The sequence below is a fragment of the Streptomyces puniciscabiei genome (genome assembly GCF_006715785.1).
GTDB classification, from domain to species: domain Bacteria; phylum Actinomycetota; class Actinomycetes; order Streptomycetales; family Streptomycetaceae; genus Streptomyces; species Streptomyces puniciscabiei.
The window spans coordinates 243632-269537 of sequence record NZ_VFNX01000002.1; the positions used below are offsets into that span (position 1 = coordinate 243632).

Consider the following 25906-nt stretch of genomic DNA (forward strand, 5'->3'; position numbering starts at 1 on the left):
GCAGCGCGTCCATCTCCGAACGGCGCGGCCCGACCAGCCGCTCACCGCGAGCCGGTCCGTCACCCCGGTGGTCAGGTGCGGGGCCGGCTTCGGTGCAGACCGGCGCATCCCGGCCGCTGCCGGTGAGCCGGGCCGCCCGAATTCGACGGCTGTGGCAGTCGCCCGGCACCTCCGTAGCCTGCAGCGACACCCGAGACTACGTAGAGTGTGCCGTGTTGCGGTGCGGATGGGATCCGCCGGGGGAGGGAGCGTGCCATGGGTGCGTCGTACAGAGGCCAGGCGGACGCCTTGCCTGTCAGCGCGGAGCAGGTCATCGCGGAGGCGCGCAAGGCGTTCTTCGTGATGTTCGGGGGCCTCGCGCTCGTCTGGGTGCTGCAGCTCGTCAACTACGCCGACCACTACTCCCTTTCCAAGGACTACGGAGTCAGGTCCGGCGACGTCGGCACGCTGCCCGACATCCTCGTCGCGCCTCTGCTGCACTGGAGCTGGGCGCACATCGAGAGCAACTCCGGGCCACTGTTCGTCTTCGGTTTTCTCGCCGCCTACCGAGGGGTGGCGCGCTTTCTCGGTCTGAGCCTGCTGGTCGGCGTGACCAGCGGGCTCGCGGTGTGGTTCTTCGAACGAGGCGACGTGGATACGGTCGGCGCCAGCGGCCTGATCTTCGGATACTTCAGCTACGTCGTCGTGCGTGGACTGTTCGACCGGCACTTGATCGACACGCTGATCGGTGTGGTCATGGCGGCCTCCTTCGCCTACCTGCTCACCGTGGCCGTCCTGGGACGCCGGGAGTGAGCTGGCTGGGACACTTGGGAGGGCTCATCGGCGGCCTGGTGGGGGCGTGGGTCTTCCGGGACCGGCGCTCGCGGGCCGACGCAGGCGCGGGCTCTCGCCAGGGGCCGGGGCCGGCCACGCGCGGCAACGTTCAAGGGCGCTCCGACCACCCGCGCGCCGACCTCCACAAGGAACTCGGCGACCTCGGTCTGCTCTGAGGCCGGTCCGGCGCATCTGGGCGCGGCAGCGCCCGGCCGACCCTCGGTGGGGGTGTGATGAGGCTGCATTTAGTGTGTGGCCATGCTGCTGATCCACGGCGGGGATGCCCTCGTTGATTCTCCTGAACTGCGCACGGGGGGATTGCCCCTCGTCCCGGATGGCTTCGTCTGGCCGAAGTGCCGCGAGTTTGGCGGGCCCATGCAGTTTCTCGCTCACCTGCCCCTCGACCTAGGGGTGGTCGCGGTGTTCTTTTGCCAGAACGAACCCGGCATGTGCGACGACTGGGATGCCACCGCCGGCGCCAACCGAGCGTACGTGTTCAGAGGCCCACTCGCGGCGGCCGCCGTCCCCGCCGACGGCGAGACACTGCTCAATGCGGTCACCGCTCTGCATCCCCACCGCTCAGATGTCCCCACCGAGGAGCCGGTGCTGGGACGGCTGGGTGGTGAACCCGATTGGATCCAGGGCGATGAGACTCCCGACTGTCCCTCCTGCGCCGCCCGTATGACATTCACGGCCGAGCTCGAAGAGGGATACGACTTCGCGACCTCCGCCAACTTCGGCGGAGGTGGCCGCGGGTACGTCTTTCACTGCCGTTCCTGTACCGAGGCCGCCTTCCTCTGGCAGCGATGAGGACCCCACTCGGGCGTACCCAGGGTGACGTTCTCGCGTGCGGTGTGGGCCGGCGTGGCTCTGACGCCCTTCAGCGGACCCAGCATGTTGGCCTTCTGCGGGCGGATCTGGACGCGCCGCGCCAACAGCGGCACACCGTGCGGCGGATCGTCGCGCGGATCGAAGTGCGGACGCTACTACCTGTTCGCCTTCCGGCTGGGTGCACGGCTGGACAGGTTGGGTGGTGTGCCGGCCGGGCAGGTCCGCTATGACAACCTCACCTCGGCCGTGGCCGAAAGTAATCTGCCGCAGCCGCTCGGCACCTCGGCGAGGGAAAGGCTGTTCCCGTCGGGGTCCAGGACGACGACGTGGCGTACGCCGTTGCCGTAGGTCTCATAGTCGTTTCGGACGTGGGCCACTCCCGTGACCGAAACTCATCGGAGGAGGTAGCCCGGTTCTCCACGAGGAAGGTGAGGCCAGGCGAGAGGCTTGAGGGTGGCGATGGCCCGTTCGACGAGCGCGCGGATCGTCGCGTACGCGCGGTTGACGGCCTGCTGGCGTGAGCGAGTGCGAGCGAGGAGGCGGAGGGCGGAGCCGGGCAGGTCCAGCCCGGTCGGGTAGACGAGCGACAGGTTGGAAGACGCTCACTGGTTCGGTCGCCGTGCCCGCCCCGCCCCGCCCTGCCGCGCCCTTCCGGCGCTGCCGCCTTCAATCCGGCATTCACTGTGCCAGAACGTGCCGCGCTCATCCGGTTCGGGTTCGGGCCTGCTTGCGGTATCCGTCCAAGACGTCCTGGCGGAGCAGGAAACCGAAGCCGGCGGACTCCAGCCGGAGCCCCAGCTGAGCCTCACCGATGCCAAGATCGACGGCGGTGTCCGCAAGGTGCCAGTCGTTTGCGGCAAGCCTGCTGAGAAGGTGGCCGCGCCGAACCTGGGTCTCCGACAGGCGAAACGTCTTGAGGTAGGCGATCCTGCCGCGGTCGTCGGTGATGGCCTCACCGATGTGGTTCTCCTGCTTGGGGCGGAACGGCGGCAGGAAGCGGGAGAGCGTGAAGCGTCCCATCCGGTGGACCGACTGCCAGGTGTACGGACGTTCCAGCAGGCCGGTCGCCATGGTCGTGTCGTGGAAACGCGTCCAGGCATGTTCCTGTTCGGCAACCGCCGTGCGCAGGTCCGTCAGGGAGCGGATCTGCGAGTCAGGTATGCGGGCCCGGAATTCGGGCACCGGCGGCATCAGCGTGGCGTAGTGGTGGATCAGTTCGCCGTACAGGTCCTGCAGGAGCGTGGGGTGGAGTGCACGGTAGTCGTCGGGATGCGGGACCACGAACGCGGCAGCGAGCGCGTCGGCGACGTAGACGATCACGCCACACTGGTTGGGGTGGATCTCGAAGACGCGCAAGGCGTCGGCGAGCCCGCGTACTTCGGCACCCATATAGGCTTCCTCGACACGAGGAGAGAGTCCCTGGCGGATCGCACGCTGCGACCACTGCTCCCAGGCGAGGGAGGGACCGCCGAAGTGCAGTGCCAGGTAGCCTTCGAGTGCCAGGTGCACGGGGAGGAACCGCAGCCGGTCTTTGGCCTGGCGGCGGGCCATTCTGCGGTGGAAGCGCAGGCCCATCGTGGCGGCGGGAGCCGAGTTGGCGTCAGCGGAAAGCTGCGTGCCGTAGGCGGCTGCCGGCGTGCCGTCAGCAGTCCACGTGGCGACGAATCCGTGCGGGACGTAGGAGACATAGGCATGGCGTGGGCCGACCTCGACCAGCCCGGCCGCGTCGCCGTAGAGCTGCGCGTGCAGACGGAGGTCGCCGACGGGTTCGTCACGCACGAGGGGCACCAGTCGGACGGCGTTCCAGACCTGGGAGGGGCGGGTGGCCAGGCCCGTCAGGTCCACTGTGGTCATCGCGCCCGCTCCTGGTGGTGTCCGCTCGTCATGCGGGCCGCGCGGGTGTCCATGTAAGTGATCAGTTCGGCCAGGCCGGTCCGGCCTTCCGCGAACTGGGCGAGTTCCACCAGTGCGGGAAGGTCCTCGGCGTCACGGATACCCGCGGTGGGCACTGTCGCGGACAGCCGACGCACATCGAAGTCGGCCGCGTCGTAGACGGGGTTGAGATGCACGATGCTGGTGCGACGCTCGGGGTCGAGCCGGGTCCGCCAGATCCGCAGCACCTCGGCGGCCAGGCCGGGAGGCGCGTTGTCCCATCCGTCGGAGACGATCACCAGCCTGGACGGGGCGGTGTCCAGCGCGTCGAGGATCCGCCGGCCAACCGGCGTCGGCCCGTACGGATACGTCAGCAGCGTGTCGGTCCGCCCGGACGTCCACAGCCCGGTGTAGTCGCCGGCAAGGGCCGCGAGCAGATAATGGCAGGCCAGGGCCACGGCCAGCGGTCGACGACGCTTGTGCACCGAACCGAAGGCGGAAAAGCTGTCGTCCAGGACTGCGGTGACCTTGCCCCAACTCCCCCGGTGGCGGCCCGCGACCCGGTCGGCGGCCGATTCCAGGGCGTGGGTGAGCTCGGCACGCCGGCGCCGACGGGCCTCGACCGGCAGCGACAGCACATAGGTGGCCAATCGGGTCAGTGGCATCCCGGCCAAATCCGCTTGTATCCCTGCGGTACCACGTTTGTGCGCGGAATCCTTCAGCCGCAAGGTCTCCAGGCGGGTCATCCGGGGAGCTATGCGCTCCAGGAAGACATCCCGGGGAATGCCGTACCTGGCGGCGAAGCCCTCGGCAACCGTATAGGGCAGCTCATACAGGGCGGCCTGCTCGTAGTGCGCGCGGCGCCACGTCTCCAGGAGGGGTGTCGCATAGTGCGGGCGGTCCAGCGGCGCGAACATGAACGTCCCCAGCTCTTCGCCGGCGGGGGCCAGGTGTGCATGGCGCAGGGCTCGCTTGAGGCCGCTGCGGTACTTCACGGCGTCGAAGGCCAGGTCCGGGCGGGCGGCCAGCCAGTCACGCATGATCGCGCGGCTGCGACGGTTGTTGACCCTGGCCCGGCGCAGGGCATCGAACAGTCCGTAAACGCGTTGTGGCGGCAGTGTCGCAAGACGGGACGCGATCAGACGGCCCTCGCTGCGGCGCTGTTCGGCGGTGGCCTCACCGCCGGTCTCCAGCAGGCGACGGATGATGAGGACTGCGTTGTAGTCGTTGATGTCGAGCGCAAGGACCCCGGCGTACAGGTCACGGTAGTTCCCCAGCATGTATTCATGGAGAAAGTCCAAGGACAGCCGCTGCTCGCCCGCGTCGCTGTGGAATTCACGCTGGCCGGTGGAGGTGATCGCCGCGTTGACGAAGGAAGCCCGCCAGGTACTCCTCCTGGTAGGGAACCGTCTCCTCCAGCGGCCAGGGGGCCGGCCTGTCCAGTTCCTTCACCGGTACCTGGCCGCTGCCGGGCACCAGCACGTCGTCGAAGAACCGGCCCACCGTCCCGGACGTGTGGTGCCAGTGGGTGTGCCGCACACCTGCCGGGTGCGGCCCTCGGAGTCCTCCTCCTCCACCCAGTAGTGCTCGCCGCGTTGGCCGGTGTACTGGGTGGTGGTCTGCGCGTCGTACGTCCAGTGCGGCACGTAGCTGCCCTGGAAGGTCTCCGCCTCGGTGACCTTCTTCAGCTCGTTCGGCGCGAACCAGCGGGACCTGGTCCACCTCGCCAGCGCGTCACGGGCCTGCTCACGGCCCACCCCGAAGCGCAGTACCGCCTCGGGTACCACCCGCTCGGTGCCGGAGGCGTCCGCGACCAGCGGGGTGGCGCAGAACTGGCACTTGTCGCTGAGCGTCTCGCTCTCGGTCACCGCGTGGCAGCCCGGGCAGGTGTACACCTTCACCCGGCCCGGCGCGGATGCCCGGCGGGGCAGCGCGGCCAGTTCCTCGATCGGGTGCTCGGTCACCTGCCGCGGGATCGGCGTGATGTCCTGCTCGTGCCTGCAGTACGTGCAGCGCAGCGCGTACGTCCCGGGCGCGTACTCGCTGACCCCGCCGCACGCCTCGCACGGGAACGCCCGGTCGGGCGCCGGCGCGACGCCCTGATCCGTCAACTCGCTTCTCTTCGTGGCCTGTTGCGGGCAGGTTGCGGGTGGCGGCGCTCAGCCCTGCGGGGGCAGCGGCGGCGGGACGTCGGCCGGCAGCGACGCCAGCTCCGGGACCTGGTCCGCGGGCTGCCAGGCGGCCTGCCCGCTGCGCCAGACCAGCGTGGTACGGGTCAGGTTGCCGGCCGCCACCTGCCCGGCCAGGGCGCTCTCCTCGTACGGGCCCTGCTGCTGTCCACCGACCGCGAGGAACCAGCGCGGCGGGGTGGGCAGCGGCGGCGGGACGTCGGCGGGGGCGGGAGCGGGCTGTGCGGGGGGGCCTGCGCCGCCGGGACCGGGGGAGCCGCCGCACCGGACGTGCTCTGCACGATCTGCCGGCCGAGTGCCATGCCCACGCCCAGCCCGAGGGCGTCGCCACCGGTGCCGGGATTGGCGGCGGCGATCGAGATCGCGTCGGCCCCCTGGAGCTTGGCGTAGTCGTCCAGGTTGCCGGTGATCGCCATCCAGGAGCGGGTGTCGATCGCCGCCTCGACCTCCGGCGGGACGCTGATGTTCTCGATGCAGAACCGGGGGATGGCGATGCCGGTGGAGGACAGCTCCAGGGTCAGCGCCTTGGCCAGCTGCTGCCCGATGCCGTCCTGCCGGGCGGCGAGGTCCAGCAGCGGCACGCCGGACGAGCCCAGCGCCCCGCCCAGCTTGGAGACGATCAGCTGTCGCAGGTGCTCGCCGACCTCCTCGGTGCGGAACTGCGGGTCGGTGCCGACCAGTTCCCGCAGCAGTGCGGCGGCGTCCGCGACCTTGGCGGCGAAGGTGCCGAAGGCGCGTACCCGGACCATGCCGAAGTCGGCGTCCCGCAGGATCACCGGGTTCTGGGTGCCCCACTTGAAGTCGGTGAACTGCCGGGTGGTGACGAAGTAGACCTCGGCCTTGAACGGAGACTCGAAGCCATGCTTCCAGCCCTTCAGTGTGGACAGGACCGGCATGTTCTGGGTCGAGAGGGTGTACGTGCCGGGCTGGTGGACGCCCGCCAGCCGGCCCTCGTTGACGAAGACGGCCACCTGCGACTCGCGTACCACGAGCCGGGCACCCATCTTGATCTCGGTGCTCCCCACTTCCCGCGTTTCCGGAGACCGCCGCTCCCCGGTCGGTCCGGGTCGGCGACCACACGGCGATCAAGCGATCAGCCGACAGCATGCCCATTACGGTCCGTGCGAGGCTCACCGGTCCTGAACGGCCGGGGAGTCGACCAAGGATTTTCGCGTTCCGGCGGCAGAGCTTCGGTGACTACGGCATCCCCTCGCTGCGCCCGAGGGAGGGGCTGGAGCCCGCAGGGCCCGCGGGCGCCGGGCGGCTGCACGGACGCAGCCACCCACCCTCGTCGCACAAGCGCACACGCGTTCAGGACAACTCGGGGCTGCACCGCACCAGCCATGTCGTTCTCACCATGAACATGCCATATTGGGCACGACCATCCCCCACGAAAGGTCACCTCCATGGCATACAAACGCCTGGCGGGCCTGACCGCCGGTGCCGTCATCGTCGCCACGGCCCTGCTGCCGCAGGTGGCACTGGCCGGCACCGGCGCGGACGCCACAGCGGGCCGCGCCACCACCACCGGCCGCCCCCACGGCGGGCACCGTACGGTCGTCGTCTACCGCGTGCCCACGCGGCATCCGCTCGCCGATGCCGAGCGCCTCACCGACTCCGGCTACGACCTGCTGGAGAAGCGGGACGGCAACAGCCTGTTCGTCTCCGGCGACGCATCGACCGCGGCCGGACTGCGCCGACTCGGCTTCACCCCCGCCATCGCCTCCACGCTGACCGAGGCGATCCCCTCCCCCGCCGCGGTGACGCGCGCCGCCGCGGGCGACACGTTCGACGGCGGCTACCACACCGTCACCGCGCAGTACTCCCACATGGACAACACCGGCTCGCAACACCCCGATCTCGCGAAGGTGGTGACCTACGGTCAGTCGTGGCTCAAGCAGCACGGGCGAGGCGGCCGCGATCTCAAGGCGATATGCATCACCAAGATGCAGGCGGGCGACTGCGCCCTCAGCCCGAACTCGGCCAAGCCGCGGTTCTTCCTGATGAGCCAGATCCACGCCCGCGAACTGACGACCGGTGAGATGTCGTGGCGCTGGATCGACGCGCTGACCGGCAACTACGGCAAGGACCCGGCGATCACCAAGCTGATGGACACCACCGAGATGTGGGTGGTGCCCGACGCCAACCCCGACGGCGTCGACATGGTCGCGGCGGGCGGCGACAACCCCGTCCTGCAGCGCAAGAACGCCGACGACTCGCACGGCTCCCGGTGCGGGGTGAGCGCCTACAGCCAGATCGGGGTCGACCTCAACCGCAACACCGGCTCCCACTGGCACACCTCCGGCACCTCCAGCGCAGCGTGCGATCAGACCTACGGCGGCCCGGCCGCCAACTCCGAGGTGGAGAACACCGCTCTGGAAAGCCTCTTCCGCGAGCTGTTCCCGGCGGTGCGCACCGGCACCGGCGACACCGCCCCGGCGCCGTCGAACGCCAAGGGCATGATGATCACGCTGCACAGTGATGCCAGCATGGTGCTCTTCCCCTGGGAGTACGACGCCTCCGTGCACACCGGCAACGACACCGCCCTGCGCGCGCTGGCCGCCCACATGGCCTCGCTCACCGGCTACCAGTACGGCCAGGCCGGCGAGATCCTCTACAACGCCTCCGGCGGCACCGACGACTGGACCTACGACAAGCTCGGCCTGGCCAGCTTCACCATCGAGATCGGCGACAGTGACGGCGTCGGCTGTGACGGCTTCACTCCGCCGTTCTCCTGCCAGGACAGCTACTTCTGGCCGAAGATCGAACCGGCCCTCCTCTACGCCGCCCAGCACGCCGCGGCCCCCTACACCACCACGTCCGACGCACGCCGCTGACCTCCCAGGTCGGGTCCCTCCCCCGGTCTCGGCGGGAGGGACCCACGGCCCCCGTGCACGCCGCGAGTGTCAACGGGGTCTTGCCTCGGCGAGGACAGGGCCGCGACGGCGAGCTACACGGCGAACTGGCCGCGCTTCTGGAGGTGGAGGCAGCCCCCACCACGGTCGGTTTGATGGTCGGGACTTGAGCGGGAAGGCCGTCCTGGACCGGCGCGAGGACCCGTCCGACCGGCGGCGCCGGATCGTGGCCATCGCCCCCGACCGGCACGACGCGATCGCCGCCTGGCTTGCCCCCGGCGCCGCAGCCTGGCGTCGGGTCCCCGCCCCGCTGACACCGGCACAGCGACGCCTTTTCGTCGACACATTGCGCGCTCACGAGGCGGCGGTGGCGGAGGAACGCGAGAGCTGAAAGCCGCCGGAAACGCCTCCTGGGCCGGGTCAGTATCCAATGGCCTCGCGGAGAAGCAGCACGGTGCCGCGCCCTGGGCGGGGTTCCGCCTTCAGGATGAGCAGGCGGTTGACGGCGCTGGGCATGCCGTACACCGCCTGGGCGCGGGCGTTCTCCAGCGGGAGGGCGTGCTCCTCGACGCGGCGCAGGGCTGTGCTCAGATCGGGAACCACCTTCTGCGCGCCGACGATCCAGACCGCGTGAGCGGCGCCGCCCGCGTTGGCAGGGAGTTGGCTGCCGCTGCCCGAGGCAAGGACGAGCGAGCCGGTCTCGGTGACCGCGGCGACGCTGTTGACGACGAATTCCGGGCCGGCGACCAGCCTTCGGATCTCGTCGGCGCCGGTGGCACGGTCGAGGGCCTGGATGCGCGGCCTGATGGCGTCGTGCTGGCCGCCTGCGTTGATGTCCTCGTCGATGCCGGACAACCGGAGGGTCTCGCTGGCTCCGGTGAGCACGCCGGCGCCCGCGGGGACCAGGCCCTTGATGCGGGCGCACCGTCAACGGCCTGCCCGGCCTGACAGCGCTCCAGGACGGCAACCTGGCGACCGTGTTCGCGTTCGAGATCGCGGGCGACCGGATCAGGCATGTCTGGGCGGTGAGAAACCCCTAGAAGCTCCGTCCCCGGCAGATCGGCTGAGGGGCCATTCCAGACCCCCCGGCGATCGCCAGGACGACCCGGGAACGGCGCGGTGCGTGCTCGGGCGACAGGGGTCCGCTCGTCGGCGAACCACTCCAGGTCGGCGTCGCGGGCTTCCTCCCGCGGACGGCGCGCGCTCATCGAGGAGCTCACGGTGGGGCACGGCGGCCGCGTACCGCGCGCCCGCAGGAGGACCACGCCCGCCGCGTCCCACTGACCCGACTCCATCGCGTCCATCGCCGGTCAGGACGGCGGCCCGGGACCGTCCGCTCCGTACCGAGTCGTCGTCCGACGGTGCGTACGCGGGCTTTCCGCGTACGTGGCCGGAGTCAGGGCGTGGGAAGAAGCACTCCGGGGTTGAGTACGCCGGCCGGGTCCAGGGCGCTCTTCGCGGCTGTCAGCGCTGCGGCGAAGGGGTCGGGGCGCTGGCGGTCGTACCAGGGCCGGTGCTCGCGCCCGACCGCGTGGTGGTGGGTGATCGTGCCGCCACATGTGTGGATCGCCTCGGACACCGCGTTCTTGATGTGGTCCCACTGGGCCACAGTGCTGCCCCAGCGGCCCGGCGCGTACACGCCGAAGTACGGTGCCGGCCCGTCGGGGTACACGTGGGTGAACCGGCAGGTCACCACTCCTGTGCCGGTGACTTCACTGATGGCCTGCCGTGCCGCCTCGGTGACCGTCTGGTGGAGGACCTCGAAGCGGTCCCAGGTGCAGGCCGTCTCGAACGTCTCGACGATCATCGAGTGCCGGGCCAGCGCGTCGCGCTGGTAGGGCATCCGCAGGAACGATGATCGCCAGGTCTCCGCGGCGGCGTCACCGGCGAAGGCCGTCCCCGGCGCTCTCGCGAGGTCCCTTTCAGACTCCTCGGTGGTGTCGACGGCCGGCACTCCGCCGTGGTCTCGGCACAGTTCGACGGCCCGCTCCAGATCGCGGCGGACGGGATGGTCCGCCGACTCGAAGGCGAGGACGAGCAGACCGCCGGTGACGCTCACGCCGGCGTTGATCAGGGCCTCGGCCGCGTCGAGGAGGCGGCAGTTGGCCGGGTTCAGCCCGCTCTGCGCGATCGCGCGGGTGGCCGCCACCGCCGCCGTGTAGTCACGGAACCGCACGGATGCCTTGGCGCGCCAACGGGGGCGTTCCTGAAGGCGCATCCACGCCTCGGTGATGATGCCCAGCGATCCCTCGCTGCCCAGGAAGAGCCGGTCCGGTGACGGTCCCGCGCCGGAGCCCGGCAACCGCAGCGACGCGCTCACCCCCGCCCCCGTCACCACCCGCATCGACTCGACCAGGTCGTCGATGTGCGTGTACAGGGTCGCGTAGTGGCCACCGGCGCGGGTGGCGAGCCAGCCGCCCAGCGTGGAGAACTCGAAGGACTGCGGGAAATGACGCAGCGTCAATCCGTGCGGCCTCAGCTGGTTCTCCAGGTGCGGGCCCAGTACGCCGGTCTGGATCCGCGCGGCACGACTCGTCCGGTCGATCTCCAGGACCCGGTTCATGTGCCCGAGGTCGACGGTGACCACGGCGGGGTGACCTTCGCACCGCGCCTCGACGCCGCCGACCACCGAGCTGCCGCCACCGTACGGCACCACGGCGATGCCCTCACGGGTACACCAGTCGAGGAGATCGATCACGTCGCGCTCCTCGGCGGGCCGGGCGACGAGGTCCGGTGTGTGGCGCAGATCCCCGTGCAGGTTGCGCACCACGTCCCGGAATGCCTTGCCGTGCGCATGCGCGGCCCGGTCCTCAGGTTCCGCCGAGCACAGGCCGGCGAGAGAGGCCGGAGGGGTGACGCGGGGCCTGGGCAGGTCGAGGGAGGAGATGTCCGGTGGCTCGTGATCGGTCAACTCGCCCGGCATCAGCGCTCGAACGCGTGCCAGCAGCCCCTCGAGCTCGCCACCGCGCACGGCGTCCTCGACGCTTCCCCATCCCCACCACGACCGTGCCACGCCTCGGCTCCCTTGAATTGACCCACGGGTAAATTACCCAGCGGTCACATCGTGGACTAGGGTGCGAGCCATGAGCAAGGCCGGAACCAAGGGCGTCTCTCGTGCCGACCGGGAGGGGCAGATCCTCGACGTGGCCGTGGAGGAGTTCGGCGACCACGGCTACGCGGGTGTCTCCGTCGCCGCCGTCGCACGGCGCGCGGGGATCTCCAAGCCCCTCATCTACAGCTACTTCGACTCCAAGGACGGGCTCTACCTCGCCTGCGTGCACCGGGTGGGCGGCCTCCTGGTCGAGGCCGTTGCGGCAGCCCGGTCCCGCAGCGGAACGACCGGCCACGCACTGGACACCCTCTCCGCGCTCTTCACCGCGGTCGAGGGCTGCCGGCACGCGTGGTCCGTCCTCTACGACCCCGCTCTGCCGTCGGCCGGTGAGATGCGCGACGCCGTCAACCACTACCGCGGACGTCTGACCGCCATGGGGGCTGCGGGCGCATCCGGGCTCCTCACCCACGCCGGACACGACGACCCTCTGGACCATCAACTCCTCAACCAAGTCTGGCAGTACGCGGTCACAGCCGTGATGCGCTGGTGGTCCGATCATCCGGACCAGAGCGCGGCCGACATGACGACCCGTTGTGCCCGCCTCCTGACCGCGCTCGGCACCGTCTGACCCGCATCACAGCGGGACATCGGGGGGACGGCACCGCAATACGACGCCCCACTTTGGGCCAGCCGGAGCCACATTCAAGCCATGGAACGGATTACCGGGAACCGGCTTTCCATAAGCTTTCCTTGAGTCACCCTCAAAGGGGATTTATAGCTGGCACGTTGGATGTGATCACCATCTCGGGTCTCGCGGGAACCAAAGTTCCCCACTAACCGTCCACGAGCACCAATGTCCCTTTCACGGGTGGCCAGTTGGCGCAAATTCGTTCCGCATGGTGAGATAAACTCGCTTCCGAACGCCCGCTTGTGACGGGCGTCCGCTCGCACACCTTCAGCGAACGAAGCCCACGTCAGTGGGCTCATCTCGTCGCACCCGCCGGTCTGTACCGCGCCGGTGGCCCACGCCTTCGAGCAGGAATTGATGCCCGTTCAACCAATTGCGGAACTGATACGTTTCGCCCGGCACAACTCGCCTTTCTACCGCGACCTCTACGCTCACCTCTCCGCCCCCGTGACTCGCCTCACGGATCTCCCGGTAGTACCCCAGGCCGATTTCTGGCGAGCCAACGCACCGCGTGACAACCGGCTGCTGACCGCCCCTTTGAACGAAGCGGTCGTGTTCCGCAGCGGCGGAACCACAGGCTCGCCGAAGTTCTCCTACTACACCCGAACCGAATGGCGTGAATTCACCACCGCGTTCGGCGCCGGGCTCGTCCCCGCCGGGCTGCGACCCGGTCACCGGGTGGCGGACCTCTTCTACGCGGGCGACCTGTACGCGAGCTTCAGTTTCGTCCTCGACTCGTTGCACCGCTCCCCCGTGGCCAACGTCCGGCTGCCCATCGGTGGCGCGACACCCTGGGAATCCACCGCGGCGACCCTGGAGGAGTTCGGGGTCCAGGTCGTCGCGGGCACCCCGACCACACTGTGCTCGCTCGCCGAACGGCTGGCCGGCGCAGACCGGACCCTGCCGGACGTGGAGCTGCTCCTGTTCGGCGGGGAATGCCTCTTCGGCGACCAACTCCCGCTGCTGCGGCAGGCGTTCCCGCATGCAGAGCCACGCTCCCTGGGATACGCGAGCGTCGACGCAGGCCTCCTCGGCGAGGCCGTACCCGGCGGGGATCCGCGCGTGCACCGCGCGTTCACGCCGTACACGGTGGTCGAGATCCTCCGTGACGAGACCGACGAACCCGTTGAGGGTGACGGTGCGCCGGGGCGGCTGGTCGTCACCGATCTCCGCCGACGGCTCATGCCCGTGCTGCGCTATCCGGCGGGCGACAGGGCCGAGTGGGTGGACCGGGAGGCGGGTGTCTTCCGGATCCTCGGGCGCGCCGAGGAGGGCGTGCGGGTCGGTCCCGTCTCCCTCTACACCGAGGACGTCCATGCCGTCGTCACAGCCGCCGACCCTCGCGGTGAGGTGACCGGCGTGCAGCTCGTGGTGCGGCGCCAGGAAGGCCGGGACGGTCTGGTGCTGCGGCTCGCGGTCGCCGATCCCGGACAGGTGACCGCCGGGTTGGAGGAGTCCGTCACAGCGGCGGTCCTCGCCGAGCGGCCCTTCTATGCGAGCGCGACCGCCTGCGGGCATGTGAACCCGATCGGCGTCGAATGGGTGCGGCACCAGGATCTCGCGGTCAACTCCCGCTCGGGCAAGCTCATCCGGGTCGTCGACGAACGGCCGCACACGTGAGCGCGGGGACTGTGCGCGCACGACGTCTGCCGCTCGTCGTGCGCAATCCGCCGTTCGGCCGGGTCTGGGCCGGCCAGCTCCTCACCCAGGCGGCGAGCCGCATGTTCCAGGTCGGCGCGGTCTGGTGGCTCGTCGGGTTCGCGGGCGGCCAGCACCGCGGGCTCGACTCCGGCGTGTTCCTGATGGTGAGCACCGTGCCCGCGGTGGCTCTCGCCCCGGTGATAGCGCGCATCGTCGCACGGCACGCACCCCGCAGGGTGCTGGCGAGCGCGGCGATGGTGGCGGGCGCGGTGGCCCTGGCGGCCGCCGTCCTGGCCTGCGCCGGTGCCCTGCCCATGGCCGCCGTCTACGCGGTGGGGCTGGTGCTGGCCGGCTGTCAGGCGGTCTTCGATCCCTGTCTGACCACCTCGGTACCCGAACTCGTCGAGGACGCCGACATCGAGTCGGCCACCGGCTTCGAACTGTCCACCCAGTCCGTCGCCGGACTGTGCGGCGGCCTGCTCGGCCCCCTCGTCGTCGACGCGGGGGCACTGGCCGGCGTCACCGCCGCCTGCGGCGCCGCGTACCTGCTCGCGGCCCTGCTGATCGGCTCCACGCGCTTTCCGCACCGCCGGGCCGCGAACGGCCCGGACCCCGAGCGGCGCACCCTGCGCCGGGTACTGGCCGGGTTGCCGTTCATCCGCCGTGTGCTGGTCTGCTTCGCCGCCGCCAACGTCTTCACCACCGCCGTCTACGTCGTGATGCCGCTGTACACCCGGGAGGTGCTGCACGCGACCGGCTCGACCGTCGCCTCACTGGAGACGGCCCTCGGCGCGGGCACCCTGCTGGGATCGTTCACCGGCGGGCGCCTGCCCGGCCGCCCGGTCACCGTCAGCAGCTGGTGCCTGATGGTGATGGCCGCGGCCTTCGGTCTGCCGGGGTTGTTCGCCGGACACGCGGTGGCGGTCGTCTCGATGGCCGTCACCGGCTGGTGCCTCGGTGTGATCGGCGTGCGGTTCGTAGCGCTGTGCCAGCGGATGGTGCCCGCTGACGACAAACCGGCCTTTTTCGCGGTCATGCAGGCAGTGCTGGGCGCCACGTTCCCCCTGTCCTCGCTCGTGTTCGGCGCGCTGGGCGACCAGCTGGCCGCCCGGACGCTGTGCCTGGCGCAGGGCACGGGACTCGTTCCGGTCGCGCTGGCCCTGTGGTGGCTCGGCACACGCACGCAAACCGCCGGGTCGCGCAGCCCGGAAGCGGCGACGCCGGTACCTGTGGGAGAGGTCTCGTGACCGCCGTCCTCTCCCCCGCGTCCGTCCAGGACATCGCCGAGCTGCGGCAGTTGTACTTCGAGGTGTACGGGCACGGCTACCCGGTGCCGCTCGGCAGTGATCCGGTGGTCATGCGCCGGCTGATCACCGACGGCACCGCGCACTGGCTCACCGCCCGTACCCACGCGGGTGACCTGGCCGGTTCGGCGGTCGTCCTGACCGAACCGGGCGGCCGCATCGGCAAACTGGTCGGGCTCGCGGTGCACCCCGGCCATCGCGGCGGCGGACTGGCCTCACGGCTGACCGGGGCGGTCTGCGACGAAGCCTTCGCCACGGGCTTGCTCGACTCGGTGTACGCCACCGTCCGCCTGGTCACCGAAGGCCCCCAGCAGGTCGTCGTACGCAACGGCTTCCGGCCGCTCGGCCTGCTGCCCAACGCCGTCGAGGTCGAGGGCTGCGAGACTCTCGCCCTGTTCGCCCGCTACGCCGACGGTGTGCTGGAGCGCCGCGAACCAGTGGCCGGCGTGCCCGAGCGGTTGTCGGCGTTGCTGTCCGCCGCCTCCGAGGGCGTCGGCATCGACTACACCCGGACCAGGCCATCCCCCTGCCGCGCCACGGTGACCGCCGGCGGCGCCGAACCGCTCGAGCTGATCGAGGCCCCGGCCTTCGTGCGGCGCCGCTTCCTGGAGTTGTTCCCCGCGCCCGACGACCGCTTCTTCCCGCTGCACACACCCAACGCGGTTCTGGTGGCCGCCGACGGCCGTTTCGAGGCCTACGCCGACCTCGATCCCGTAGCGGGCAGTTGCGCGCTGGTCGCGGTCCATCCCCGCCCGGCCGCGGTGGCGGGGACGCTGGAGGCGCTGATCGCGTCGGTGGCGCGGGCCGGCGCCGACTATGTCGAGGCCCTGCTGCCACTGGCCGACACCGACGCGCTGGAGGTGTTCCTGGCCTCCGGTTTCGTCCCGAGCGCGGTCTACCCCGCGATGCGCCGCATCGGCGACCGGCTCCACGACTACGTCGTGCTCTCGCGCACCAGCCGTCAGATCGACTTCCGCACGACCGCCGTCAGCCCGCTGCTCCGGCCGTACCTCGCCGCGTACCTGAGTGCCTGGACCATCACCTACCTGCCCCTTCACGAGGTGTCCCGATGAAACCCCATCTCGCTCCCGTCGAGGTTCCCGGCCCCGCGGAGCTCGGCCAGGTGCAGCGCCTGTGCGACCTGACGGAGCCGTACGCCCACGGCCCCGACGCGGACGCCCTGTTCGCGGCCGCCATGGCGGAGGCCAACGCCTGGCACGCCCGCCGCTCCCCCTTCTTCGCCGCCCTGCTCGAGGACCCGGCCGAGGCGCCCGCTCCCACGGTCGGCGAGGGCGTGCGCACCCCGCTGGTGCCGGCCGCCTTCTTCAAGCGGCATGAGGTGCTCTCGATCCCGCGCGAGGAGGTCTTCCTGCATCTGACCTCCTCGGGCACCACGGGCCAGAAGTCACAGATGTTCTTCGACGAGTGGACCATCCGCTCGGCGCAGCGCATGGTGGCCCGGATCTTCGACCACTACGGCTGGATCACCCCCGAGCAGCAGGTGAACTACCTGCTGTACAGCTACGAGCCGGCTCCGGCGCTGAGCCTGGGCACGTCGTTCACCGACAACTACCTGTGCGACTTCGCCCCGGCCCGGCACACCACGCACGCTCTGCGGCACACCGGCAGCGGCCACGAGTTCGACGTGCACGGCTGCGTCGCGGCGCTGAGGCGCTACGCCGAGGACGACGTGCCGGTCCGCATCCTGGGCTTCCCCGCGTTCTTGTACTTCACCCTGGAGCGGATGCGGGCGATGGGGCTGCCGCCGCTCACGCTGCCCGAGGGATCGCTGGTGGTGCTCGGCGGCGGCTGGAAGGGTCACGCCGACCGGGAGATCGGCAAGGACGCCTTCTACGCCGAGGTCACCGACCGCCTGGGCATTCCGGCGGAGCGTGTCCGCGACACCTTCGGCTCCGTCGAGCACTGCGTGCCGTACGTCGAGTGCGCCCATCACCGGCTGCATGTGCCGGTCTGGTCACGAGCGGCCGTGCGTGACACCGGGACGCTGCGTCCCCTGCCCTACGGCGACCGTGGCTTCCTGCACCTGGTCAGCCCGTACATCACCTCGGTGCCCGCGCAGAGTGTGCTGATGGGTGACCTCGCGTCGCTGCACCCCGGTGAGGAGTGCCCCTGTCCGCTGTCCACCGACTGGTTCACCGTGCACGGCCGTGCCGGGGTGAGCCGCAACCGCAGCTGCGCGGTCGCCGCCGCCGAACTGATGAAGGGAATGTCGTGATCACCTCCGTACGTCACCTCTGGCAGGGCGAGTTCCTCGACGACGCCGAGGCCGGTCGACGCCTCGCCGGTCTGCCCGAGCTGGCGGGGCGGGTCCTGGCGCGCCCCCTGCCCACCGACGTGGTGCTCGGCGCCTGTGCCGCGGTCAGCCGTGACCTGGCCGATCCGGACTGCGCCCTGTACGGCCGGCTGGCCGGGCAGCTGCCCGCGGGTGAGGCCGCTGCCGTGCTGGCCGAGCTGGCGGCCGCACTCACCCGGGAGGCGCTGGAGCGCAAGCTGCGGCGGGAGCTGGGCGGCCCGCGCCCGGAGCGGCTGACCCGGCCGGACGCGCGCGAGACGGTGTACGAGGCCTGGGCGCCCGTCGGCCTGCTGGTGCACATCGCGCCGGGCAACGCAGCGGCCGTGGCACCGCTGAGCGTCGTCGAAGGACTGCTGACCGGCAACCTGAACGTGCTGAAGACGAGCAGCTCCGACTCGGCCCTCGCCCTCGACCTGCTCGCCGCGCTCGGTGCTGCCGATCCGTCCGGGCTGATCGCCGAACGCGTCATCGCCCTGCGCTTCCCCTCCGCGCGCAGTGAGTGGCTGCAGGCCCTCTGCGGGCCCGCCGACGCGATCGCGGTGTGGGGCGGTGAGGACGCGGTGCGCGCGGCGGGCGAACTGGCCCGGCCCGGTTGCCGGGTGGTCGAATGGGGCCACCGGATCTCCTTCGCCTACCTGACCCGGCGGGCCGCGTCGCAGGACGGTGTGCTCGACGCGCTCGCCGAAGACGTCTGCCGGCTGGAGCAGCAGGCGTGTTCCAGTCCACAGGTGGTGTATCTCGACACCGACGACACCGGAGAACTCTTCGCGTTCGCCGGCCGGTTCGCCGAACGGCTGGCCAAGGTCTCCGAGGCGCGTCGGGCGCCGTCGCCGGGTGCCGCCGAACAGGCGGAGATCACCACGGTGCAGCAGCTCGCCCGGCTCGAACAACACCTTGGGCTCGCCCGTGTGTTCGCCGCCGAGGACGGCTCCTGGCGGGTCCTGGCCGATTCGCGCTCCGCACTGGACGCCTCCCCGCTGCACCGCAGTGTCTGGGTCAAACCGCTGCCCCGGCACACGATCACCGCGGTCCTGCGACCCATGCGCCGCTACCTGCAGACCGCCGCGATCGGCGGCGACCGTGCGGAGGTGGCAGGCCTCTCCCGCGCGATGTTCGCCGCAGGCGTCACCCGCGTCACCCCGGTCGGCTCCATGCTGGACGGCTACGAGGGCGAACCCCACGACGGCGTCTACGCGTTGCAGCGCTACAGCCGCAGGGTGAGCGTGCGCGCCACGGACCCGGACTTCCGTACGGTGCCCTGTCTGGACGACCTGGTGGCACCGCCGGTGCTGCCGCCCGCGCCGAACGCTCCGCTCCTGGGCAAGGAGGGCGTGCAGCGCGCGCTCGCCACCCTGGATCCGCGCCACGCACACCTGTACTTCCGCAGCGGCGGCTCCACGGGCACACCCGCGCTGTCGGTGTTCACCTGCGACGACTACGACAACCAGATGCGCGCCGCGGCGGACGGGCTGCTCGCGGCCGGCTTCGACCCGGCACGGGACCGGGCGGCCAACCTCTTCTACAGCGGCGGCATGTACGGAAGTTTCATCAGCTTCTTCTCCATCCTGGAGCGCCTGAACGCCACCCAGTTCCCGATCGCCGCGGGCCCCGACCACGCCATGGTCGCCGAGGCACTGGTCGCCCACCGGGCCGACACCGTCTTCGGCATGCCGTCGTACCTGTGGCAGCTGCTCCACGCCGAGGCCGACCGCCTGCGTGCCTACGGCGGCATCCGCAAGATCTTCTACGGCGGCGAGCACTTCACCGCCGAACAACGCAGGGTGCTCACCGACGACTTCGGGGTGGAGGTGATCCGGTCCGCGGCCTACGGCAGCACCGACCTCGGCCCCCTGGGCTACCAGTGCGCGTCCTCCGACGGTTCGGTGCACCATGTGCTGACCGACCTGCACACGCTGGAGATCCTCGATCCGAGTCAGGACCGGCCGGTGGCTCCGGGTGAACCGGGACGGCTGGTGTTCACCTCCCGGGCGCGGGCCGGGCAGCGCCTGGAGCGCTACGAGATCGGTGATCTGGGACGTGCGGTGGAGGGCACCTGCGCGTGCGGCAGCACCGTGCCCCGGCTGGAACTGCTCGGGCGCCACGGCGATGTGGTGCGCGTGGGTACGTACTTCGTCAACTACCGGCGAGTCGTACGGGCGTTGGCGGAGCGGCTCGCGTACCACGGCGAGGTGCAGCTGTCGGTGGCGCCCGGCACCGACCGCGAGGAGCTGACGGTCCGGCTGGACGAGCAGTACGCCCCCGGCCCCGACGTCACACGCGTCGCCGTCACCGACGAGGTCCCGGAGGTGGCCGCGGCGGTGGAGGAGGGCCTGCTGTCCCTTGCCGTGCAGAACGTACGGAGGGAGGCGTTCGAGCGCACCCCGACCAGTGGCAAGCTGCGCACGGTCGTGGACCTGCGCTGAGACCCAGCGGGGCCTCGCGATGCGCGGCGCCGAGCGTCGCCTGCGCGTCCGCCCCGCGCCGTGGCTCCGAGATGTACGGTCCGCTCTCGGCCGCCAAGATGGAGGAGTGGCACGCGAGGACAGCGGCCGGATCCCGCGAGGACCGGCCGGACCGGGACTTTACGGGGAACGTGTGTTCCGCCCCCAGGACGCGGGGGAGGCGGAGCGGATCGACCTCGGGGCACTCGTCTACGACGCCTCGACGCTGGCACGCCTGCGGGAGCTCGGCGCCGGACCGGGGATGCGCTGTCTGGACGTGGGCGCGGGTACGGGAACGGTGGCCCGGCTCCTGCTGCGCGAGGCGGGCGTGGCCGAGGTCGTCGCGGTGGATCGGGACATCCGTTTCCTCGCCGGTGAGCGCGTCGCAGGACTGACCGCGCTCGAGGCCGATGTGACCTCCCCCGGTTTCTCCCCCGGCCGCTTCGACCTCGTCCACGCCCGGTTCGTGCTGATGCACCTGCCGTCTCCCGCCCGGATGGTCGAGCGGCTCGCCGGGCTGCTCGTACCCGGAGGCGTCCTCGTGCTGAGCGATGCCGTCGACCTGACGACAGAGAACGCACCCCGGACGCCGTACACGACGGCCATGCGGGCGATGTGGCTCGGTCTGCGGGAGACGATCGGCACCGATGTCTCCTGGGTACCGCGTTGTCCTTGGCTGATGGTCGCCGCCGGGCTGGAGGCGGTGGCCGCCGAGATCCACGTCCCTCCCCTGCTGCCCGGCAGTCCCATCAGCCGGTTCTGGGCCGAGACCTGGGACCGGGCGCGCGCCGCCATGGTGGGCACGGGCCTGGTGGACGACGCCGGGATCGACGAGGCGAAGCGGTGTCTTGAGTCGCCGGAGTACGCCGGGATGTCACCCGGCATGCTGACCACCTGGGGCCGGAGGCCGACGACACCGCCGTGACCGCGGTGCCCGTACCCGTCGCCGAGCCGGCCCCGCGGCCGGGCCCTCGCCCCGGCCTGTTCCGGCTCAGCCCAACGGGTCCACCAGGGCGGTGACATAGGCATCCAACCGCTCCTCGACGGCCCGCGCCGTCAGCTCTGTCCTCCCTGCCTCCCGCCACGCCTGCGCCACCGCCCGCACCTCTTCCGAGCACGCCAGTGCGTCCCGCACCGGCCAGTACAGCCGCTCGCTCGCGGCCGCGGCCAGCACCCCGCCGGCCTCCTCGTACGCCTCGGTGAAGTGCTGACCCCACGCCGGGCCGTGCAGCAGCGCGAGATGGGTGGAGCAGTGCGCCACATCGAGATCCGCCGGGCCCCAGGAGGTGGCTGCCCAGTCGATGACGCCGGTGATCCGCGCAGCCGCTGACCCCGAGGGTGGCACGGCGAACAGCACATTGCCGGGTTGGAAGTCCCGGTGGAGGAAGCGCCCTTCACAGGGCGGCGCGGGCCGGCGGATCACGTCGATCGCCGCGGCCCATGTCGCCGCGTCGGCGCCCTTCGGCACCACGACGGTGTCGGCGGTCGTCAACGCCACATACTCCGGGGGCCTCTCGGCGGGTCGCAACGCGTGGATCGCCACGAGCTGACGGGCCAGCAGAGGGACGCGCGTCTCCAATCCCTCATCGCCGAGGACCGCCCGGCCCGCCAGATGTGTCATAAGGAGTGACGGATACTCGCACTGCGCTGCGGTCGGATCAACCGCGACCAGTCCAGGAGCCGGCACGTCGGTGGCCGCCAGCACTGTCAGGGCGCCGGCCTCCCTGTTCAGCCAGTCCTGGGCGCGCTGCACGTAAAATGGGTGGACGTAGGTCCGCAGCACCAGGTCACGGGTGCCTCCGTCCCGCGTGCCGATGGTCAGCCTCCGCATCTCGGCAGTGATGCCGCCGTGCAGCGCCTCGGTTCCGAGAATCCGTTCGCCCACCTCCAGATGCCGCCGTACCCAAGCCTGTGTCAACGGTCGGATGCCCGCCGCCTCATCGCGGTTGATCACCGTGCCACCTCATCATCCGGACGGCAGCACGGGCAAAGGTTCAGGTGGTGGCTCTCGCCAAGAGGCGCCGAGCGCCTGACGGCCCGGTCGCCGCATCGCGACCAGGCCGTCAGGCAGGAGAGTCCCGGCCGGCTCGGCAGGTACAGGACTGATGATCAGCGCAGCCCGGCGAAGAGGTCGTTCTCGGGCACGGCCGCGCCGGTGGTGTCCTGGACCCGGACGAAGGTCTCCACGCCCATCAGCTCTGTGAACCTCTCCTTGCCCATCCTCAGGAAGAAGATGTTCTCGCCCTGGCTGGCGTGCGCGGCCAGCGCATCGAACTTCTGGCCGCCGAAGTCGGTGGTGTCCACCCAGGTGGTGATCTCCTCGTCCGGGAGTCCGATCTCGGGCATCGCGGCGGCCTCGGCCGGATCCGGCTCCTCCCAGTCCGCGCCGAACTCGCGCATGGTCTCCGCGAACCGCCGCATCATCGAGCGCGGCGCCGTCGTCCAGTACACCTTCGGGGTCATCTCGGTCATGGCCAGTGCCGCCATCGTGATGCGATGTGCCTGGATGTGGTCGGGGTGGCCATAGAAACCGTTCTCGTCGTAGGTCACGACGACATCGGGCTGGTAGTGCCGCAGGAGTGCGGCGAGGCGGGCCGCGCCCTCCTCCACGGGTGTCTGCCAGAAGGCCCCGGGGGCGTCGTTGGCCGGCCAGCCCATCATCCCGGAGTCGGCGTAGTCCAACATCTCCAGATGGCTGACCTTCAGGACTTCGCAGCTGGCTTTGAGCTCTTGACGCCGCATCGCGGCGACGGCCTCCGGGTCGTGCCCGGGCTCCCCCGGCTTGACACCCCCCGGTCCGTCACCGCAACCGCCGTCGGTACATGTGACGAGCACCGTGCGAATGCCTTCCGCCGCATAGCGCGCGAGGACACCTCCCGTTCCAGTGGCCTCGTCGTCGGGGTGGGCGTGCACCGCCATCAGCGTCAAGGGCCGGTCATTCATGAAACTGTCCTCCGGTCGAAAGTGCTGGCTCTGGTCTGCGGTGCCCGGGCGGACGGCCGCCCGCACCATCGGGGTGACCGCACGCAGGGCAGACAACACAAGGGCGCAGGAACGCGTCGAGGCGGATGACCTGTTGATCTCTGCTTCCCGCCTGCGCGGTGCCGGGCCCTCGGCCAGTCCAACAGTTCCGACCGGACCGCCTGTTCCCGCCCGGCGGGGGCGAAAGCCGCCCTCGGGGTGGCTCTGAGCGCCTCCGGGGCCGCCCGCACCCGCCTGAGTCGACTGGACGCCGGTGCGCCACCCGCCCACCGAGAGGATCAATCCTGGCCTGCCGTGGACGGGCAGTCGTTCCACAGGGCGGCTAGGCGGGCCGGGATCTGGGCGATGGCTGCACACCCCCGAGGACCGGCGGGGAAACTGTCGCCGGCCACGTAGCGCCAACCGGCGCCGGGGCGATCGACGAAGTACTTCATCGCAGCTCCGTCATCCTGCAGGGCGACCTGCTCCGCCTCCGTGCTGCCAGCGGTGAGGTGGAAGCGGGTTCCCGCGTAGAGCACTCCGCCACAACTGCCGTAATAGAACGTGCCCTTCACCGGGGCGATGTGGGTGAGGGGCGGTTGAGTCTGTCTGCGATAGGCCATCGTGACGCTCGCCTTGACCATGGGCGACGCCGGCAGCGACCGGCAGCCGCCGGTCTTGGCCGAGGAGCCGCCGGTCTTGGCCGAGGAGCCGGCGGCAGTGTGCCCGGCCGAGGTACCCGCCGTCGTGGATGTTACGGCCGATGAGGAAGGCGTTCGCGTAGCGTTCGCAGTGCCGCTGTTCGCTGTGGCGCTGTTCTGCGTGCAGCTCGTGAGGAGGACCACTGCGGCAGCGGCCGTCCCCAGAGCGGCGCCGCGGTACAGGGAACGGTTTCGGCGTGTCATTTCGAAGGAACCTCTCTTGATACGTCCAGACAGCCCCGAGATGCCGTAACTCCGACGTGATCTCCAGGCCTTGGGCATCAAGACGCTGCTCCATGCACCGCGGTTTCAGCGCGTCTACGTCAGTTCACCGGTGATCCGGTCACCGCAGGCGGCCCGTGTAGCACGTACCCGGCCCGGCCTCGCAGGGATCGACGGCTGCCGCGGCTCTCAGGCCAGAACAGCAGGCCTGAGCACCTCTTCGCACCACTGGCGGAAACCGGTGGGACAGGGCTGCGCGGAGTGGTGCTCGGCGTCGTACGCGCCGTCGATCTGGGCCGCTGCCATGTCGACCAGGCCCTGTGCCCAGGCCTCGCTGGCCCCACGGCTCAGAGCCGTCTCCTTGTATGCGTCGAGAGGGACCCGTTGGTACCGGACCGGCCGCTCCAGCACCTCGGAGATGATCTGGGCCATGTCATCCGGGGAGATACGGTCGGGGCTGACGAGCGGGACGCCGCCCTGCCCGCTCCAGGAGTCGTCGAGCAGCAGCCGCGCGGCCGTCGCGGCGATGTCGCGGGTGGCGATCGTCGCGAGGACCCGGTCCGCCACGGACGGGAGGAAGAACGTGCCCTGGTTCCTGATCGCCTCGACCTGCCAGAGCAGGTTCTCCATGAAGGCGGCCGCCCGCAGCGCGCGGAAACTCACCCCCGTGGACCTGATGAGATCGTCCTTGGCCAGGGAGGCCGACAGGTGTCCGGCGTTCTTCTCGATCCCGGTGCCCAGGGTCGATACCGCGACGACGCGCTTGACGCTGTGACGGGTGATCGCCTCGCACGCGGGACGGGTCCAGTCCAGGTAGTGGCCTTCGACGCTGTCCGCCCGGGAGTCCGGCGGCACGAGCCAGAACACGCTGTCCGCGCCGGCGAACGCCTCCATGACGACATCGAGGTCACCGTGCGAGCCGGGGACGACGTCGACCCGCTCGCGCGTGTGGGCGGGAAGCCGGGAAGGGTCACGGGCTATCACACGGACCGGCTGCTCGCCGTCGAGCAGGGCGTCGAGGACCTGTCGGCCGATCTGGCCGGTGGGAGTGGTGATGACAATCATGGAAGAAGCATCCGATGTGGTCCGGCAGGACGGAAGGATCCCAGGGATACCGCTTGTTACCCTCAGGGACATACCAAACGGAGGTGTCAGGCCGTGGAGTCCCGCCCGCTGCGCTATTTTGTCGCCGTCGCCGAAGAACTCAACTTCGCCCGTGCGGCAGAACGTCTCGGCATCTCCGCCCCGCCCCTGTCGCGCGCCATCCGCAAACTCGAAGCCGAGCTGGGCGTCACCCTCTTCGAACGGACCACGCACAGCGTCACGCTGACCCCGCCCGGCACCGTGCTGCTCGCGGAGGCGCGGACCGCGCTGGACGCCCTGCAGGCGGCCGGGCGCCGGGCACAACGCGCGGCCGAGCCGAAGCTGGTCCTCGCCGTGAAGGCCGATGGTGACGGGGGCCTTCTGGAGTCCATCCTCGCCCGGTACGCCGCCGAACCCGCGGCCGAGCCGGTCACGGTCCGCCTCTCCGGCTGGCGCGACCAGCCCAGCCTGCTACGGCGGGGCGAAGCCGACGCGGCCCTGATCTACGAACCGTTCGACCGCACCGGCCTCGACACGGAGCCGGTGACTGCCGAACGCCGCCTGGCCGCTCTCCCGGCCGACCACCCGCTGGCCGCCAGGGACCGCATCGCCGTCGCCGACCTCGGCCTCCCGCACACCGAGCACGACGCTCAGGGATGCCTGGCCCGCCACCTCGACACGATCGTCGACCGGTACGCGATCCAGGACCTCGCCCAACTGCTCAAACTCGTCGAACTCGGAGACGTCGTCACCCTGCTCCCGGAATCCGTGTGTGCCCGATACCCCCGCCCGGGCATCGCGTACCGCGAGGTCCCGGACGCACCCCCGGCCACCCTGTCGATCGCCTGGCCCCAACAGTCCCGCTCCAGGGCGACCGCGGCGCTGGTCCGCACAGCGACGTCGGTGGGCGGAACGCACGGATAGTGGGGCCCGACGCCA

Annotated in this window: 26 protein-coding genes; 15 read left to right on the forward strand and 11 right to left on the reverse strand. The window is 70.7% G+C overall.

Features of this window, described 5'->3' with window-relative positions; all coding sequences use genetic code 11:
- Nucleotides 1–255 precede the first annotated feature (255 nt).
- The 4 genes from FB563_RS32010 (at nucleotide 256) to FB563_RS43240 (ending at nucleotide 1992) form a co-directional block, all read left to right on the forward strand.
- Nucleotides 256–792, forward strand: coding sequence for a rhomboid family intramembrane serine protease (locus FB563_RS32010; protein WP_234357972.1), 537 nt, complete (start codon nucleotides 256–258; stop codon nucleotides 790–792).
- Entirely contained in the window at nucleotides 789–989 is a 201-nt protein-coding gene (locus FB563_RS44430) for a hypothetical protein (protein ID WP_234357973.1), read from the forward strand. Before FB563_RS32010 ends, FB563_RS44430 begins: the two co-directional genes overlap by 4 nt.
- A gap of 82 nt (nucleotides 990–1071) precedes the next feature.
- Complete coding sequence (locus FB563_RS32015; RefSeq protein WP_063797145.1) at nucleotides 1072–1623, forward strand: YwqG family protein; 552 nt, start codon at nucleotides 1072–1074, stop codon at nucleotides 1621–1623.
- Nucleotides 1624–1677: 54 nt separating this feature from the next.
- Nucleotides 1678–1992 carry a hypothetical protein gene (locus FB563_RS43240; protein WP_167528540.1) on the forward strand — a complete coding sequence of 105 codons (315 nt, stop codon included), beginning with the start codon at nucleotides 1678–1680 and terminating at the stop codon, nucleotides 1990–1992.
- Between the two features lie 354 nt (nucleotides 1993–2346).
- Here FB563_RS43240 and FB563_RS32020 read toward each other — a convergent pair whose 3' ends face one another.
- The 5 genes from FB563_RS32020 to FB563_RS32035 form a co-directional block, all read right to left on the reverse strand.
- On the reverse strand, nucleotides 2347–3498 hold the full coding sequence (locus tag FB563_RS32020; protein WP_055709297.1) for an ARPP-2 domain-containing protein: 1152 nt from the start codon (nucleotides 3496–3498) through the stop codon (nucleotides 2347–2349).
- Nucleotides 3495–4874, reverse strand: coding sequence for a hypothetical protein (locus FB563_RS32025; RefSeq protein ID WP_055709298.1), 1380 nt, complete (start codon nucleotides 4872–4874; stop codon nucleotides 3495–3497). The genes FB563_RS32020 and FB563_RS32025 overlap by 4 nt, the downstream gene beginning before the upstream one ends.
- Nucleotides 4875–4964: 90 nt before the next feature.
- Nucleotides 4965–5627 carry a TFIIB-type zinc ribbon-containing protein gene (locus FB563_RS32030; protein ID WP_234357974.1) on the reverse strand — a complete coding sequence of 221 codons (663 nt, stop codon included), beginning with the start codon at nucleotides 5625–5627 and terminating at the stop codon, nucleotides 4965–4967.
- A 48-nt stretch (nucleotides 5628–5675) separates the two neighbouring features.
- A complete protein-coding gene (locus FB563_RS44435) occupies nucleotides 5676–5891 on the reverse strand; it encodes a DUF4339 domain-containing protein (RefSeq protein WP_244329065.1) in 216 nt (71 codons plus the stop codon).
- Nucleotides 5792–6730: an SPFH domain-containing protein gene (locus tag FB563_RS32035; RefSeq protein WP_244329061.1), complete on the reverse strand. Its 939-nt coding sequence runs from the start codon at nucleotides 6728–6730 to the stop codon at nucleotides 5792–5794. Before FB563_RS32035 ends, FB563_RS44435 begins: the two co-directional genes overlap by 100 nt.
- 381 nt (nucleotides 6731–7111) lie before the next feature.
- On the opposite strand from FB563_RS32035, the gene FB563_RS32040 reads away from it, so the two are divergent.
- Complete coding sequence (locus tag FB563_RS32040; RefSeq protein WP_055705918.1) at nucleotides 7112–8542, forward strand: M14 family zinc carboxypeptidase; 1431 nt, start codon at nucleotides 7112–7114, stop codon at nucleotides 8540–8542.
- A 184-nt stretch (nucleotides 8543–8726) separates the two neighbouring features.
- Nucleotides 8727–8951 carry a hypothetical protein gene (locus FB563_RS32045; protein WP_055705919.1) on the forward strand — a complete coding sequence of 75 codons (225 nt, stop codon included), beginning with the start codon at nucleotides 8727–8729 and terminating at the stop codon, nucleotides 8949–8951.
- Between the two features lie 29 nt (nucleotides 8952–8980).
- Here FB563_RS32045 and FB563_RS32050 read toward each other — a convergent pair whose 3' ends face one another.
- Both FB563_RS32050 and FB563_RS32060 read right to left on the reverse strand, forming a co-directional pair.
- Nucleotides 8981–9475, reverse strand: a complete 495-nt coding sequence (locus FB563_RS32050) for an LUD domain-containing protein (protein ID WP_107100602.1) — start codon at nucleotides 9473–9475, stop codon at nucleotides 8981–8983.
- Between the two features lie 481 nt (nucleotides 9476–9956).
- Nucleotides 9957–11573 carry an FAD-binding oxidoreductase gene (locus FB563_RS32060; protein ID WP_055705921.1) on the reverse strand — a complete coding sequence of 539 codons (1617 nt, stop codon included), beginning with the start codon at nucleotides 11571–11573 and terminating at the stop codon, nucleotides 9957–9959.
- Nucleotides 11574–11643: 70 nt separating this feature from the next.
- Here FB563_RS32060 and FB563_RS32065 point away from each other — a divergent pair, with 70 nt between their 5' ends.
- The 7 genes from FB563_RS32065 (at nucleotide 11644) to FB563_RS32095 (ending at nucleotide 20925) form a co-directional block, all read left to right on the forward strand.
- A complete protein-coding gene (locus tag FB563_RS32065) occupies nucleotides 11644–12240 on the forward strand; it encodes a TetR/AcrR family transcriptional regulator (protein WP_055705922.1) in 597 nt (198 codons plus the stop codon).
- A gap of 417 nt (nucleotides 12241–12657) precedes the next feature.
- Nucleotides 12658–13920 (forward strand): phenylacetate--CoA ligase family protein, encoded by a 1263-nt coding sequence (locus FB563_RS32070; protein WP_055705923.1) that lies wholly within the window; start codon nucleotides 12658–12660, stop codon nucleotides 13918–13920.
- An 11-nt stretch (nucleotides 13921–13931) separates the two neighbouring features.
- On the forward strand, nucleotides 13932–15188 hold the full coding sequence (locus FB563_RS32075) for an MFS transporter (RefSeq protein ID WP_234357721.1): 1257 nt from the start codon (nucleotides 13932–13934) through the stop codon (nucleotides 15186–15188).
- The gene (locus FB563_RS32080) at nucleotides 15185–16318 is read left to right on the forward strand and encodes a GNAT family N-acetyltransferase (RefSeq protein WP_055705924.1); all 1134 of its coding nucleotides are present in this window, start codon (nucleotides 15185–15187) and stop codon (nucleotides 16316–16318) included. The genes FB563_RS32075 and FB563_RS32080 overlap by 4 nt, the downstream gene beginning before the upstream one ends.
- On the forward strand, nucleotides 16315–17481 hold the full coding sequence (locus tag FB563_RS32085; RefSeq protein WP_055705925.1) for a LuxE/PaaK family acyltransferase: 1167 nt from the start codon (nucleotides 16315–16317) through the stop codon (nucleotides 17479–17481). The genes FB563_RS32080 and FB563_RS32085 overlap by 4 nt, the downstream gene beginning before the upstream one ends.
- Nucleotides 17478–19982, forward strand: a complete 2505-nt coding sequence (locus FB563_RS32090; RefSeq protein WP_234357722.1) for an acyl-CoA reductase — start codon at nucleotides 17478–17480, stop codon at nucleotides 19980–19982. The genes FB563_RS32085 and FB563_RS32090 overlap by 4 nt, the downstream gene beginning before the upstream one ends.
- A 172-nt stretch (nucleotides 19983–20154) precedes the next feature.
- Complete coding sequence (locus FB563_RS32095) at nucleotides 20155–20925, forward strand: class I SAM-dependent methyltransferase (protein WP_324615835.1); 771 nt, start codon at nucleotides 20155–20157, stop codon at nucleotides 20923–20925.
- A 66-nt stretch (nucleotides 20926–20991) separates the two neighbouring features.
- Here FB563_RS32095 and FB563_RS32100 read toward each other — a convergent pair whose 3' ends face one another.
- From FB563_RS32100 to FB563_RS32110, 3 genes are all read right to left on the reverse strand, one after another.
- Complete coding sequence (locus FB563_RS32100; protein WP_055705927.1) at nucleotides 20992–21954, reverse strand: phosphotransferase family protein; 963 nt, start codon at nucleotides 21952–21954, stop codon at nucleotides 20992–20994.
- A 155-nt stretch (nucleotides 21955–22109) separates the two neighbouring features.
- Entirely contained in the window at nucleotides 22110–22943 is an 834-nt protein-coding gene (locus FB563_RS32105; RefSeq protein WP_055705928.1) for a PIG-L family deacetylase, read from the reverse strand.
- A 317-nt stretch (nucleotides 22944–23260) separates the two neighbouring features.
- A complete protein-coding gene (locus tag FB563_RS32110) occupies nucleotides 23261–23584 on the reverse strand; it encodes a hypothetical protein (RefSeq protein ID WP_055705929.1) in 324 nt (107 codons plus the stop codon).
- Nucleotide 23585: 1 nt separating this feature from the next.
- On the opposite strand from FB563_RS32110, the gene FB563_RS32115 reads away from it, so the two are divergent.
- Nucleotides 23586–23915, forward strand: a complete 330-nt coding sequence (locus FB563_RS32115; RefSeq protein ID WP_055705930.1) for a hypothetical protein — start codon at nucleotides 23586–23588, stop codon at nucleotides 23913–23915.
- Nucleotides 23916–24073: 158 nt separating this feature from the next.
- On the opposite strand, the gene FB563_RS32120 is transcribed toward FB563_RS32115, so the two are convergent.
- Entirely contained in the window at nucleotides 24074–24949 is an 876-nt protein-coding gene (locus FB563_RS32120) for an NAD(P)H-binding protein (RefSeq protein WP_055705931.1), read from the reverse strand.
- A gap of 93 nt (nucleotides 24950–25042) precedes the next feature.
- Between FB563_RS32120 and FB563_RS32125 the strand changes: the two genes are divergently transcribed.
- On the forward strand, nucleotides 25043–25891 hold the full coding sequence (locus tag FB563_RS32125) for a LysR family transcriptional regulator (RefSeq protein WP_055705932.1): 849 nt from the start codon (nucleotides 25043–25045) through the stop codon (nucleotides 25889–25891).
- Nucleotides 25892–25906 lie beyond the last annotated feature (15 nt).